The 14,372-nt window shown below is 52.2% G+C and carries 13 protein-coding genes; 10 read left to right on the forward strand and 3 right to left on the reverse strand.

Annotated features, from left to right (window positions below):
* Positions 1 to 742 precede the first annotated feature (742 nt).
* On the forward strand, positions 743 to 1,741 hold the full coding sequence (locus ACXAFI_RS00005) for a YncE family protein (protein WP_475107169.1): 999 nt from the start codon (positions 743 to 745) through the stop codon (positions 1,739 to 1,741).
* A gap of 69 nt (positions 1,742 to 1,810) precedes the next feature.
* Here ACXAFI_RS00005 and ACXAFI_RS00010 read toward each other — a convergent pair whose 3' ends face one another.
* Positions 1,811 to 2,332, reverse strand: a complete 522-nt coding sequence (locus tag ACXAFI_RS00010) for a GNAT family N-acetyltransferase (RefSeq protein WP_475107170.1) — start codon at positions 2,330 to 2,332, stop codon at positions 1,811 to 1,813.
* Between the two features lie 128 nt (positions 2,333 to 2,460).
* On the reverse strand, positions 2,461 to 2,898 hold the full coding sequence (gene dtd / locus ACXAFI_RS00015) for a D-aminoacyl-tRNA deacylase (RefSeq protein WP_475107171.1): 438 nt from the start codon (positions 2,896 to 2,898) through the stop codon (positions 2,461 to 2,463).
* An 86-nt stretch (positions 2,899 to 2,984) separates the two neighbouring features.
* Here dtd and ACXAFI_RS00020 point away from each other — a divergent pair, with 86 nt between their 5' ends.
* The 8 genes from ACXAFI_RS00020 to ACXAFI_RS00055 all read left to right on the forward strand — a co-directional run bounded on the left by ACXAFI_RS00020 (position 2,985) and on the right by ACXAFI_RS00055 (position 12,510).
* On the forward strand, positions 2,985 to 5,093 hold the full coding sequence (locus tag ACXAFI_RS00020) for a prolyl oligopeptidase family serine peptidase (RefSeq protein WP_475107172.1): 2,109 nt from the start codon (positions 2,985 to 2,987) through the stop codon (positions 5,091 to 5,093).
* A 225-nt stretch (positions 5,094 to 5,318) separates the two neighbouring features.
* A complete protein-coding gene (locus tag ACXAFI_RS00025; protein WP_475107173.1) occupies positions 5,319 to 6,308 on the forward strand; it encodes an SDR family oxidoreductase in 990 nt (329 codons plus the stop codon).
* 181 nt (positions 6,309 to 6,489) lie between these two features.
* Positions 6,490 to 7,083, forward strand: a complete 594-nt coding sequence (locus ACXAFI_RS00030; protein ID WP_475107174.1) for a DNA-3-methyladenine glycosylase I — start codon at positions 6,490 to 6,492, stop codon at positions 7,081 to 7,083.
* Positions 7,084 to 7,184: 101 nt separating this feature from the next.
* Positions 7,185 to 8,066, forward strand: coding sequence for a mechanosensitive ion channel family protein (locus ACXAFI_RS00035; protein ID WP_475107175.1), 882 nt, complete (start codon positions 7,185 to 7,187; stop codon positions 8,064 to 8,066).
* A 131-nt stretch (positions 8,067 to 8,197) separates the two neighbouring features.
* A complete protein-coding gene (locus ACXAFI_RS00040; RefSeq protein WP_475107176.1) occupies positions 8,198 to 10,090 on the forward strand; it encodes a DUF885 domain-containing protein in 1,893 nt (630 codons plus the stop codon).
* A gap of 119 nt (positions 10,091 to 10,209) precedes the next feature.
* Positions 10,210 to 10,791, forward strand: coding sequence for a hypothetical protein (locus ACXAFI_RS00045; RefSeq protein WP_475107177.1), 582 nt, complete (start codon positions 10,210 to 10,212; stop codon positions 10,789 to 10,791).
* A gap of 13 nt (positions 10,792 to 10,804) precedes the next feature.
* Positions 10,805 to 11,584, forward strand: a complete 780-nt coding sequence (locus tag ACXAFI_RS00050) for a hypothetical protein (protein ID WP_475107178.1) — start codon at positions 10,805 to 10,807, stop codon at positions 11,582 to 11,584.
* Between the two features lie 155 nt (positions 11,585 to 11,739).
* Positions 11,740 to 12,510 carry a VIT1/CCC1 transporter family protein gene (locus ACXAFI_RS00055; RefSeq protein ID WP_475107179.1) on the forward strand — a complete coding sequence of 257 codons (771 nt, stop codon included), beginning with the start codon at positions 11,740 to 11,742 and terminating at the stop codon, positions 12,508 to 12,510.
* A gap of 1 nt (position 12,511) precedes the next feature.
* Here the strand turns inward: ACXAFI_RS00055 and ACXAFI_RS00060 are convergent, their stop codons facing one another.
* The gene (locus ACXAFI_RS00060) at positions 12,512 to 13,588 is read right to left on the reverse strand and encodes a GGDEF domain-containing protein (RefSeq protein WP_475107180.1); all 1,077 of its coding nucleotides are present in this window, start codon (positions 13,586 to 13,588) and stop codon (positions 12,512 to 12,514) included.
* Positions 13,589 to 13,755: 167 nt separating this feature from the next.
* On the opposite strand from ACXAFI_RS00060, the gene ACXAFI_RS00065 reads away from it, so the two are divergent.
* Entirely contained in the window at positions 13,756 to 14,274 is a 519-nt protein-coding gene (locus tag ACXAFI_RS00065; RefSeq protein WP_475107181.1) for a macro domain-containing protein, read from the forward strand.
* The last annotated feature ends 98 nt before the right edge of the window (positions 14,275 to 14,372 follow it).

Consider the following 14,372-nt stretch of genomic DNA (forward strand, 5'->3'; position numbering starts at 1 on the left):
GAAAAAGAGTTGGAAGAAAAATCCGCTCTGGAGGAAAAATAAAACTCCGGCCAGCACCCAACCGAATTTTTACTCGCAATACTTCCGCCGAAAAATCCAACTCGCTAAAAAGGCCGGAGAAATAGAGAGCCTCCGCAAAAATCGGTGAGGCTTCTGACCCTTTAAAAAAGCATTTTTCTCAATATTTCCGTAAAGTAAAAAAAATAGGAAATGCAGAAAAACACGCCGCTTTATTTTATCCGTATCTCATATACCGCAAAGAAATCCTCCGAAATTAAAAATTAATTTCCAGTACAAAAAATCCTTGCACTAAAAAAGCTGACACAACAATACCAATAAAAAATCCGGTGATTTTTTGCACGTTTTGGTGAGCCTGAGTAACCACGGGCCCTGGTGCGGATATACCGGAGTTATGCACAAGTCTATCCAGACTTTCTGTTAGTAAAGCCAGCCTGTGGAAAGTGGATAAATGGCTGGTGTTTTTTTACCCGTTGAAAAGAGCCCCGCGGAAACAGGGGCCTGAGCGTGGATATCCCTGAGTTATACACAGCTCTATCCATGGATTCTGTTAGTAATTAACTCGAATAACACTAGAGCTTATAAAACTATACAGTCAGAGCCTGTTTCTAGGCCCTAGCCAGAGGGTGTCTTGCACTTTTAACTATACTGACAGGTCATAGGCGCCTAAATAGTTGTGCCGTGTGAATAACTTGCAGTTGGGACCAAGTGGTGAGGTGCTCTAATGCGCTGGTCGATTCTTTCTAGCTTGATTCTCCTGAGCCTGTTTCTGGGTAGTTTTACATTTGCCAGTACTCTAATAGTTGGCAATAAATATGAAGGTACAGTCAGCTTTATTGACTTGGAAAATGGGAAGGAAATCAAGCGAAGGGAAACTGGTGGCTCTCCACACGAACTTGTTTTGTCCCCAGATAAATCAAAGGTTGTGGTGGTTTCCTATTTGGAAGATGGCTACGTTGGCGAAGAGTTAAATGTCTTTGATGTGGCTACGGGCAAACGCTTAAGTATTATCGATATTAGCCCGCATATGGGCCCTCATGGTATTGCTTGGCTGGGAAGTGGTGATGACCTTATCGTGACCACTGAAGAAACGCATGATGTGATTAAGGTTGATACTGTCGCAGGCAAGGTGCTCGGTTCTGTATCAACGGACCAGATAGGTAGTCACCTACTGGCTTTATCTCCAGATAATAAAACCGCTTACGTCACTAGCCGTGGCTCGGATAGCTTCAGCGTGATCGATACGGACACTATGACTTTAAAAAAGACTCTGCCCGCTGGTGATGGTCCTGAGGCGGTATGGGTCAGTCCCGACGGGAAAGAGCTATGGATAGGTAATAATCGCTCAAAGAATATTTTTATCTTTGACACGGCTAGTTTAGAGAAGAAGGATGTCATTGATGTTGGTTACCTTCCCATTCGCATAAGTTTCCATCCCGAAGGGAAGCTGGTTGCAGTTGCGGATCTACAGGGAAACCGGGTGGTGATTTACGATGCGGCAACCCGCAAAGAGCTAAAGAGTATTGACTTAGGCGCCGCCGCCGCGCGGGAACCGGCTTCACTACTCTTTACCCCCGATGGTAAGTTTCTATATGCCGGCTCACAGAGAGATGGGAAGGTGGTTGAAATAGATACCGGCAAATGGGAAATCAAGAGAATTTTTAGGGCCGGTCAGGGGGCTGATGGTTTGGAGTGGAGTCCGGTAACGATTCAGTCCGAGTAAATTCTATATATTATTTTTTAATAGCGGATGCTGTTAGAGGGCGACGCTATAGATCATTAGATGATGCTGTTAGAGAGCGACGGTATAGATCATTAGATCCTGGGATCTTCCATCGATCGTAAGGTACGCGGGGATGGTACTACTGTGGATTCCACCGGCCCGTCTTGCAACCGCAATGCTAGCGGTATTTTCAGAAAGGCAGTGTATTTTTATCTGGGCTACACCAGCTTGTCTTTTTAGTTCTTCGCCAATCCTCGCCACAACTTTCGCCATTACACCTTTGCCCTGGCAGTGAGCCGAGAGCCAGTAGCCAATTTCGGCACTCTTGTTTTTCTGATCAATTTCTTTGACACCGATTATTCCGGAGAGTTGGTCATTAAAAATGATCTTGTACCAGGCAGAGCCATTGTGTTTACTATAAATACGCTGGCAAATATATTGTTTGGTCGACTCCATATCCTGTACTGACTTTGCCCAGTACAAATATTTTTCCAAAAGTGGGCGGTTATCTTCTATTAGATCAAAAAGCTCCTGGGAATCTTTCTCCTGTAGAAATTCCAGATAAATATCTTCTGTTACCGTTAACCGCATGCGGTTTTTCTCCTTGGTGGTGGAATCTCTCAAGTGAGACGATTTTATAAAAATGCAGTTTTTACTTAATAAGTTTACGAGGATTTACCCCGGCACTTCAGACTTAGCGAATGAAACTCTTAAGCACTTTAGGTTTCCAGCAGAAAGGTAACCGGGCCATCATTTAGAAGAGACACTTGCATATCTGCGGCGAAGATTCCACTGGCTACCGGAGCAAATTGGGCATTAGCACGCTCAAGAAAATAATCGTACAGGCCCTCAGCATGTTGTGGGCTGGCGCCTCGGCTAAAACTGGGTCGAAGGCCGCGTTCTGTTTCAGCTACCAGGGTAAACTGGCTCACTACAAGAAGCCCACCGCCGGCCTGTTGCACATTGTGGTTCATACGGCCGTTTTCATCGGGAAAAATCCGATAATTCAGCACCTTATGTAGTAATTTGTCTGCGCTTTCACGGCTGTCTTTAGACTCCACTCCCAACAGCAAGAGTATGCCGTGCTCAATAGCTCCCACCGACTGGCCAGACACCTCTACGCGGGCGTGGCTGACCCGTTGGATTAATCCTTTCATCTCAGACCTCTCTGTCTCTCTGGAACCCTGCCAGTAAATCGCCTAGATTAGCGGACTGATTCACGCAGAGAAACCGAGAATACCGTATGAAGAAACAGTTAATGGCACTCCTGGCTGGGGCCCTGGCCACAGCCGGTGTGCAGGCGGTGGAGACTTACCCAAAGAGTCAGTCCATTGAACATGTGGATGAATACTTCGGTGTCGAAGTATCCGACCCCTATCGCTGGATGGAGGATATGTCTAGCGAAGAGGTGAAGGCGTGGGTCAAGGCACAAAACAAGCATGCGTTACCACGCCTGAAGGACTTGCCAGGTTGGCAGAAGATCAACGATCGCCTTACGGAGCTATGGCGCTACGAGCGCTATGGCGTGCCGTACAAGAAAGGCGATAGTTACTACTACGACTACAACAACGGTGACTGGGACCAGAATATTTTCTATCGCACCGGGGAGCTTGCCCAGGAAGGTAAGCCCATGCTGGACCCGCGTAGTCTGAGTGAGGACGGCACCATCGCTGCCAAAAGACTCAAGGTCAGTCCCAAGGGACGTTACCTGGCCTATGGTATCTCCGATGGCGGTACTGACTGGACAGACTATCGCATTCGCAACCTAAAGACCGGCAAGGACCTGGAAGAGCAACTCACCGGCATCAAGTTTAGTGATGCCAGCTGGGCACCGGACGAATCGGGCTTCTATTACAGCCGCTACCCTTTCAACAAGGATGGCAGTGCCGATGATAGCAAGCAGGTAGCGGTCTATTTCCATCGCCTGGGAGACCCCCAGGAGCGCGACCAACTGGTATACCGCATTACCGACCATCCCACCCGCAACCCCGATGCCGAGGTGAGCGATGATGGTAATTATCTGCTGTTCAGCATTTTCGATGGTTACGACTCCAACGGCTTCTATTATCGCGACCTGCGCGATGACAGCGGCAAGGTCATCAAGCTGCTGGATGACTGGGATGGCCTCTATCAGTTTCTCGGTAATAAGGGCAGTACCTTCTTCTTCGAGACCAGTGCGGGTGCGCCGCTGGGCCGGGTAATCGCTATTGACCTGGCGAAGCCGCAGCGCAAACACTGGCGTGATCTGGTGCCGCAGGCAGACAGCGCCCTGCAGAGCGCCAGCTATATTGGCGACCGGTTCGTGCTGCACTACTTGAAAGATGCCAAGTCGCGGGTCCTGGTAACCGATACCAATGGTAAGAAGCAGTACGAGCTGAAATTGCCCGGCGTGGGCTCTGTGAAGGGCTTTTACGGTGAGCCGGATGAGGTGGAGACCTTCTATTCTTTCTCCAATTTCATTACCCCGCCGAGTATCTATCACCTGAATGTGCAGACCGGTGAAACCAAATTATTTAAACAGCCGAAATACGCTGCAGATTTCTCTGGCTTAACCGTGAGCCAGCACTTCTATAAGAGCAAGGACGGTACCCGTGTGCCTTTGTTCCTGGTGCATAAGAAGGGTATGAAGCGCGATGGCTCCAACCCCACGCTGTTGTATGGATATGGTGGATTTAATTCCGCCCAGCTGCCGCGCTTCTACAACCGTTTCGTGGGCTGGTTGGATATGGGGGGCACCCTGGCACTGGCCAATCTGCGCGGCGGCAGTGAGTACGGTAATGCCTGGCATCAGGCGGGCACCAAGACTCAGAAGCAGAATGTCTTCGATGACTTTATCGCTGCTGCCGAGTGGTTGATCGAGGAGAAAGTTACCTCTCCGGAGAAGCTGGGTATCAGTGGGCGCTCCAATGGCGGATTACTCGCGGGCGCGACTCTGGTGCAGCGTCCGGACTTGTTTGCCGCGGCACTGCCGGTGGTGGGTGTGCTCGATATGCTGCGCTACCACACCGCTTCCGCCAACGCGCGCCAGTGGTCCAGTGACTACGGTCTAAGTGAAAACCGTGAGGAATTTAAGGCGTTGCACGCTTACTCGCCAGTACACAATACCCGCGAGGGCACTTGCTACCCGGCCACCCTGATCACCACCGCCGACCGCGATGATCGTGTGGTGCCCTGGCACAGCTACAAGTTTGCCGCCGCCCTGCAGCGGGATCAGGCCTGTGACAAGCCTGTATGGCTCGCAGTAGAGACACGGGCTGGTCATGGTGCGGGCAAGCCGGTGTGGATGCAGGTGGAAGACTTTGCCAACCAGTGGAGCTTCCTCGCCTACCAGCTGGGCATGAAAATCGAGTAGCCTCGCGAATTAAACCAATTTATGGGATTCCGGGGGCAATTAAAGGCTCCCGGTAAATACTCTCAGATTGGCTTTAATTAAGGGCTGTTTCATCATTAATGTTGAAGCACAGCCCACTCTGCCGAAACTGTAGTACTGCCTGCGGTTTACCCTCCCGGGGTGCGGAAGTCTTGGTGGAGGCTATCACTGGGTATGAATAACAAATAATAATCATCCGGTGGATCTATGAAACATGCATTTGTGACCGGGGGAAGTGGTTTCCTCGGGTCCAACCTAATCGAGCAGCTGAAAGCCGATGGCTGGCGCGTAACCGCCATGCACCGCAAGACCTCTAAAACCGACAGGCTGCGCTCTATGGGAGCAGAGCTGGTTGAGGCCTCACTGCACGACCCTGACTCACTGCGCGCGGCTATTCCGAACGATGTCGATGCTCTTTTCCACATGGCGGCCAACACCAGTATGTGGCGCGGTGGCAATGCCCAGCAATGGAAGGATAATGTCGAGGGCGCGGCGAATATTGCACTGGTCGCGAGAGAAAAAAATGTTGGCCGCATGATTGTGACCAGCTCAATCTCCGCCTACGGCTATCATCGGGATACGATCACCGAAGAGAGTGAAAAGCGCGCGGATGATCCTCGCCATCACTATCTGTATACCAAAAAGCGAGAGGAAATCGCGGTACGCAAAGAGATTGACAAGGGGTTGGATGCGGTATTTCTCAACCCCTGTGCAATCGTGGGAAAGTTCGATACCAGCAGTTGGGCGCAGACGTTTTTTCTGATCGACAAAAACCAACTGCCGGGTGTGCCACCGGGTTGGGGTTCTTTTTGTCACGCGGGTGCGGTGGCGCGAGCGCATATCGATGCGGTAGAGAAGGGTCGCTGTGGAGAGAATTATATTCTCGCCGGCACCGATGCCAGTTTCCTGGAATTTTTTGGAAAAATTGCCGAGTTATTGCACAAGCCTGTGCCCAAGCATACAACCCCGGCCTTCGTTATTCAGTCTATCGCCTGGTTTTCCGATGTCTGGTCGCGGATGAGTGGGAAGGAACCGATAATTACCTCGGAGAAGGCCACTCTGGTTACGCGCCGGGTCGTGGCCAGTAGTGCCAAGGCGGAGCGGGAACTCGGTTATCAATCAAAGGTGGAACTGGATACCATGTTGTGCGAATGTCGCGACTGGTTGGTAGAGCAAAATTTATTGGAGATAAAGTGAATCGCAGTAATATTATTTTTATCCTGATTTCTTTATTGTTGGTTCTGCAATTGATCCAGCACTATTTCTTTTCCGGGGCGCAATAGCGCTCAACCATCTCCTTTTTAGTTGATTGCGTTCGGTATCTTGCCGAGCGCAGCCATTTTGTGAAATTAAGGAAAGTGAGCTTTAGGAGCCGATTATGGAAGAGAAGCGCTGTGGCTGGTGCCTGTCCACCCCGCTGTATCAACGCTACCACGACGAGGAGTGGGGCCGCCCGGTAACCGATGAGGCCACCCTATTCGAATTTCTGTTGTTGGAGGGAGCCCAGGCGGGGTTGTCATGGATAACCGTATTAAATAAGCGGGAAAACTATCGCCGCCTTTTCGATAATTTCGATGCGGAAAAAATTGCGCGCTATACGCCGCGTAAAATAGAAAAATTATTACAGGACCCGGGAATTATTCGCAATCGCCTCAAGGTGGAGTCCGCGGTCAAAAATGCCCGCGCAACTCTGGCCCTGCGGGAAAAGGGGCAAACACTCTCTGACTTTCTCTGGCAGTTTACCGACGGCAAGGTCATAGTAAACCGCCCCCGCTCTCTCAAGCAGGTGCCGGCCAGCACAGCCGAGTCGGATGCGATGAGCAAGGCGCTTAAAAAAGCCGGTTTTAGTTTTGTTGGCTCTACCATCATGTATGCCCATATGCAGGCGACAGGCATGGTTAACGATCATTTGCATACATGCCCCGCTCGCCAGCGTTGCCTGGATGACGCCGAGGCAGCTGGGTTACTCTAAAAAGAGAATATCCGTTTAGGGGTAAACGATTTCCAGCCTTTATTCTCTGCGTTCTCAACGCATTCGCCATTGACGCATTGGCTATTTAATAGGAGGCCGCCATGAGCCTGGGAGCTATTGTCGATAATTATTGGCCCTTATTCACGGTTGGATTTTTGCGGCTGGCGTCCGCGCTTCTGGTTATAGCGGTGACTCTGGGGGTGGCTCACCTGGCGAGGCGTGCCATAGGCCGATTAACCGGACGGCTCGATGCAACCCTGGTGCCGGTATTGCGCAATATTGCCACCTGGGCCATTTATATTATCGGGGCGCTGGTGGTCCTGGATGTGTTTGGGATCAATACCACGAGTCTGATCGCCCTGCTGGGTGCCACCGGTCTGGCGGTGGGACTGGCTTTGAAGGACACCCTGCAAAATATTGCGGCCGGTTTTATTCTGCTGAGTTTGCGTCCTTTCCGTGTCGGCGATGTGATTCAGTTCGGCCAGACTATGGGTACGGTGCGTCAGGTGGGTCTTTTTACCACCGCGTTGGATACCAGTGATGGCCTGCGTCTCACGGCGCCGAACAGCGCCATTTGGGGGCAGACACTCACCAATTACAGTCACAATCAGACCCGCCGCATCGAAATAGTGGCGAGCATTGCCTACGGGGATGATATCGAGACAGGCATGGAGGTATTGCACCGGCTGGTAGCCGATGAGCCGCGTATCCTCACAGAGCCGCAACCCAACTATGCGGTTCGCGCCCTGGGAGATAGCGCGGTCAACCTGCACCTGCGCGCATGGACTGCGACCGGTGAGTATTGGGATGTTTATTGGACTCTAATGAAGCGCCTGAAACCCGAGCTGGAGGCTGCGGGCCTGACGATTCCCTTTCCCCAGCGGGAGCTGCACATAGTGCAAGAGCCCGCGGCGCGATCCGGGCAGGACTCTCCTGTCCAGTCAAAGGCTATAACACAGGACCCCGGCAGTCCCGCCAGCTGAGGTGAAATTCCCCCCAGCCCCTCGGCTCGACGCATAGATATAGCGTTTGGAGGAGCTCGAATCGACAGTTCTAAGATTTCGTGTCAAAGTTAGCGGCGTTTTTTTGTACAACTTTTGACCGAGATAGGAAAATGCCGATTAAGCTGAACAACCCTTTGATCCCCAGCCTGCTGGCTGTCGCTATCCTTGCGGGCTGTCAGGGCGATAAGAGCGCTCAGGCAGGAGCGAATGCCGACAAAGCTCAAAGTGCCGTTGCCGAGGCCCCTGTCGCCGTGGATGCGGTGGTAGAGACCAAGCGTCTGACCGAGTGGCTGGATGCGCGTTACGAAGAGCAGCTGCAGTTCAGCCCCATGCAGTTGTCCTATCTCGGCCGCAAAGAGCAGTACGACCAGATCGACGATATGAGCGAAGCCGCAGAGGCGCGCCAACTGGCCTGGCAGGAAAAGACTGTTGCCGAACTCAAAAAGAACTTCGACTACGACAAGCTCAGCCAGGAGGGGAAAACTTCCTACGATATCTGGGTTTACCAGTTTGAGCAGGCCAAAGCCGCCGAGCCCTTCAAGAACCACGGCTATATCTTCGAGCAGATGGGCGGTGTGCAGTCACAGCTGCCAAACTTCCTGCTGAATTTCCACAAGGTAGACAATATCGAGGATATGCAGGCGTATATCACTCGTATCGGCGGTATCTCCCGTGCTATCAATCAGCTGCGCGAGCGCGCCGAGCAGTCTGCCAAAAAAGGCATTCGTCCGCCGCGCTTTGCCTATGAGGGCGCGATTGAGCAGTCCAGCAAGCTGATCGACGGTGCTCCTTTCACCGATGGTGAGGACGCACCCCTGTGGGCCGGTGCGAAAGGCAAAATCGCCGAGTTAGTGGAAGCCGGCAAGATCGATCAGAAACAGGCCGATAAGCTGACTGCTAACGCGCGCAAGGCTCTGGAAACCGAGTTCCTGCCCGCTTATCAGAACCTGATTGCCTGGTTGAAGAAAGATGTACAGAAGGCCTCCGCGGAGCCTCAGGGGGCCAGCAGCCTGCCGAACGGTATGGCCTACTACAACCAGCGCCTAGCGAATACCACTACTACCAGCCTGACCGCTGATGAGATCCACAATATCGGTCTCAAGGAAGTGGCGCGCATTCGCAGTGAAATGGAGACCATCAAGGAAAAGGTTGGCTTTGAGGGCAACCTGCAGGAGTTCTTCACCTTTATCCGCGAAGACGGCCAGTTCTACTACCCCAACACCGACGAAGGCCGCCAGGGCTACCTGGATGACTCCACGGCTTTCCTCGACGATATTACCAAGAAGCTTCCGGAATACTTCGGTCTATTGCCGAAGGCCGAGCTGGTGGTTAAGCGCGTAGAATCTTTCCGCGAGCAGGATGGTGGCGCCCAGCACTATTATCCCGGCACCCCGGATGGTTCCCGCCCGGGTATCTACTATGCGCACCTGTCTGACATGAGCGCCTACTCCACTACCGATATGGAAACTGTGGCTTACCATGAGGGTAACCCAGGCCACCATATGCAGATTTCCATCGCCCAGGAGCTGGAGGATATCCCGCAGTTTCGTACCCAGGCGCACTTCACCGTATATGTAGAAGGCTGGGCCCTGTACTCCGAGAAACTGGCTAAGGAGATGGGTGCATTCGAGGATCCCTACAACCTGTTTGGCCATCTGACCGCCGAAATGTGGCGTGCCATCCGCTTGGTAGTGGATACCGGCATGCACGCCAAAGGTTGGAGCGAGGAGCAGGCGGTAGAATACTTCCTGGAAAACTCCGCGATTCCCGAAACTGCCGTGCGCTCCGAAGTTCGCCGCTATCTGGTGTGGCCAGGTCAGGCTACCGCCTACAAGATCGGTATGCTGAAGATTCAGGAGCTGCGCAAGCAGGCCGAGGAGCAGCTGGGCGATAAATTCGATATCCGCGGCTTCCACGATACCGTGCTTGGCGGTGGCGCCCTGCCGGTACCGGTTCTGGAGAGCCGTGTGGCTGCCTGGGTCGACTCTGTTAAGAGCGCTTAAAAACCAGCCTAACCGCTGAAAAAAGCCGGGCACTGCCCGGCTTTTTTAATGGGCGTATTTTCAGTCCAACAATTAAAAAATTGTTAATGGGGTTTTCTCAGTTTTGTTTGAGGACCAAAGTGGATAGCAACATCTATAGTGCTCCAGAGGCCTGCCTGGAAAATAATTCTGCCGGAGGGGCAGAGTTTTATATAGTATCGAAGCCCAAGTTTCTGGTGTTATATTTTGGCACTTTCGGTATTTATTCTATTTATTGGTTTTACCGTCACTGGAAAGAGTATAAGCGTGCTAGTGGTGAAAGCATGCTACCAATAATGCGTGCGATATTTTCTGTTTTTTTTGCCTATCCTTTGTTTGTCACTATCCAGGCACGTCTCGAAGAGGCTAAAAGGCCTTACAAGTGGCGGCCAAAATTGATGGCCATTATTTATATCGTGGCTGTCTTACTCAGCTATTTTAGTGATCGCTTGTCCTCAGTTTCTGAGGAGTTGACGATTCTGGATTTTATTAGTGTGATTATGGTGCCGGTAATTGTATTGCCATTACTCTCTGCGCAAAAGGCCGCAAATATTGCTTGTGGAGATGAAAAAGGAGTGGTCAATAAAAAATTTACACTATTGAATTTTCTCTGGTTATTCTTTGGTGCTGTGATTTGGTGCGTTTTCTTTTTTGGGGCTTATATAATCTTTTTTGTGATTTAGATAAGGAATTTAAATGAAAAAAATAGCCATATTTCTCTGTGTTTTTATTGCTCAGATAGCTGCTGCACCGCTATGGGCCAATACAACCGCCCAAACAACAACTACAGAGATCACCGTGCGTGCCAAAGCCAAGGACGCCAAGTTTATCGGTTCCTCCATTGGGGGTGCCATGGTCATTATCCGTGCGGCAGATACCGGGAAAATTCTCGCTCAGGGCCTTACCCAGGGGAGTACCGGCGACACAAGGAAGATTATGAAAACCCCGCAAGAGCGCTATGTGCCTATTGCCGAGGGGGCCGCTAAATTCTCCGCTAACCTGGATATCAACGAGCCGGTGTTTCTCACCGTTGAGGTACTGGCCCCCTATATTAAGAAGCAGGCTCGCGTAGTGGCACAGACTCAGACCTGGCTGGTGCCGGGTAAGCCCATCAGCGGTGAGGGTTTGATTGTAGAAATCCCCGGTATGGTGGTGGACCTACTCAGCCCGCAGACGCACTTCTACACCGGTTTGGATAAGAGCCCTTTTGAAATCCGCGCCAATGTGGTGATGATGTGCGGCTGCCCTTTCACCGATGGCGGCCTGTGGGATGGCAGCAAGGTCGAGGTCACCGCGCTGATTAAAAAAGATGGGCGTAAATTTGCCACAGTACCGCTGAAAATACAGGGCACTATGAATACCTTCAGTGCGCCCTTTGCCACAGATTTACCCGGAGTCTATGAAATACTGGTTTACGCTTATGACGCAAAAACCGGAAATACCGGTGTCGACAGGGGTAGTTTTATCGTGAAATAAACCGGGCTAATTGGGGCCAAGGCAATGTGCGGAAATACGGCAAAGGGTTGTGAATTCATCGGGTGCTATGTAGTCGCTCGGCAACTCGGCTTTTATAGTTCCGTCGCGAACCTTGGCCCTGCACTGTTTCTGTATCCTATTACCGGGTCCGCGGAATGAAAGATACGGATAAAGAGGGCGAAGAATTATCCCGGCGCGCGTTGCTTGAGGAGCATCGCCCGGAGCGCATCCACGCGCGTCTGGGGCGCGAGCCCAGATCCCAGCGCGTCTCCGATTTTGTTCTCGGAGCCATTGATGGCTGTGTCACCACCTTTGCCATTGTGGCCGGCGCCTTCGGTGCGGGTTTCTCTGAGTCGGTGGTGTTGGTGATGGGGTTCGCCAACCTGATTGCGGATGGCTTCAGTATGGCGGTGAGTAATTACGAGGCCGTCAGCGTGGAGCGTGAACAGGCTGCAGCGGCGACGCGTATCGAACGCGAGCATATCGAGCTGGTACCCGAGGGGGAGCGAGAGGAGATTCGCCAAATATTCCAACGTAAGGGGTTTCGCGGACAGGTGCTGGATGAGATTGTTGCCACCATTACCGCTAACCGCCAGTTGTGGATAGAGACCATGCTGGCGGAAGAGTACGGAATCAGCCGCACAACACGGAAACCCCTGGGCAGCGCCCTGGTGACTTTTTTTGCATTTATCGGCATCGGTACTGTGCCGCTGTTGCCCTACCTGCTTCCACCACTCAATTCGTCGCAACAGTTTTACAGCAGCGTTATTCTGGCAGCTTTTACCTTCTTCGCCATCGGCCTGTGCAAGGGGATGGTATTCTCCCAAAGGGTTTGGATGGCGGGGCTCAAAACCCTGGTATTTGGTGGTGGCGCCGCCGCACTGGCACTCGCCGTTGGCTTCTTCCTGCGCGACGTTATTACCTGATTTAGGCTGCCACCACCCGGTTGCGGCCGCTATTTTTTGCCTGGTACATGCGCCTGTCTGCTTCCGCTAACAGTTGATTGTGGGAGTTGCCGCTGCCCTCCACTACGCCAAAGCTGATGGAAACTTTCACTGGCTGTACGTAACGGCGGCTCAAGGCCTCTACCTTGCGGCGCAACTTTTCTGCCAGCACGCTGCCGCCGCGCACATCGGTATTTGGCAATAGCAACAGAAATTCTTCTCCACCCCAGCGGGCGACAATATCTTCGGTGCGGGTGTTTTCTTTTAGAATTTTGGCTACGTCCTGCAGGATGCGGTCACCAAAGCCGTGCCCGTAGGTATCGTTAATACCTTTGAAGTTATCCAGGTCGCCAATCAATATCACATACTGGCCCTGCAGTTCTTTGTTGCGTCGCTCCATATCGTGGATTGCCCGGTAGGCCTCGCGACGATTCGCCAGCCCGGTGAGGGCATCGGTGGAAGCACTTTTTTCCAGTTCGCCGGTTAGGCGCTCGAGTAACTCCTGGGTATGGTGGCGACTGCTATCGAGTAATGCGGTGAGCGCAGTGAGTGCGCCAAATACCGCAATAAAACGTGCGCGATAGGCGGTATCGTATTCTGCTTTCAGGCCGGGAAAATCGGGGTAGAAAAGCGCCATAGCGGTAACCAGGCCGATGGCGATAAGTGCGACTGTGCCGGTCTTATAGCCGTACAGATTGATAAATCCAGGGACCAACATCACCGCCCACATCAGGCCTGTATTGTTAACTCCGCCGGATAAGAGCAGATAAAAGTAGAGCACCAGCAAAAGAATGCCGACCAGCAGCGGCGTTTTTTGGCTCGGACCCATCACATTAATGGTGACATAGGCGCAGAGTATCACTACTGCCGCGGCGGAGAGGGTCGTGGCCTGCAGAATATCGGTGGCGCTCAGGGCAATCACCGCCATGGCACCGGTTACCGCCATGGCAAAAATCAACATGTAGGAAGAGGCCATGATGCGACGGCGTAGATCGATGCGCTCCAACTCTTCCACGGGCGTGTTCAGAGAGGGGTTATGCTTTTTATACCCTGAGTTCATAGTCGTCTCTGTTGCTGTACAGACTGCAACTTCCGCCGGTGGTGAGCACCATACCTGTCACCCTTTTCAGCGGCGGAGTGAAGTAGCGCCGAGTATAGGAGGATTCGCCCGGCGACCAAAGTCGCGAGCTACAGTATCTGTAAAGCAAACGTTAGAACTGAGAAGCCGTGACACAAATTCATCTGACTTGGGGCAATATCCTGAAGTTACGCGGTGATGCGCTGGTGTGCCCCGCACACAAACATCTGATCCGTGGGCGCGGCCTCTCGGCCCAGGTCTATGCCCAGGGGGGAACTGAGCTTGCGACCCAATGCGACAAACAACCGGAATGTGCTGTTGGTGAGGCGCGGTTAACCAACGCTTACCACTTGCCGGTGGACTATCTATTACACACGGTAACCCCTCAGTGGAGTAGCGGTGATCAATGGGGAGCCCTGGCAATTGGTCAGCTAAGGCGTTGCTATGAGAGTGTGCTGCGCTTGGCGAAGGAGCGGGGGCTGAAGTGCATTCTCTTTCCCGCACTGGGCGCGGGTACCAACCGGTTTCCCCATAGCATTGCTGCACATCAAGCCCTGGAAGTGCTTAATGAACATACCACGGAGTTTGATCAACTCACTGTTTGCCTGCATTCCCCCGCCGCCTTTGGAGAGTGGAAGCGGATAGAGCGACGTTTTTTCACAGTGTGAGAATACTATTTTCAAAATTGTACGATCGAACCAATTACTTCTTGAACAACTTAAATCTCTTCACAGACCTTTTAATGTGGCCAAAGGTATTAAACCTC

The organism is Microbulbifer sp. ABH2_005 (assembly GCF_056160005.1).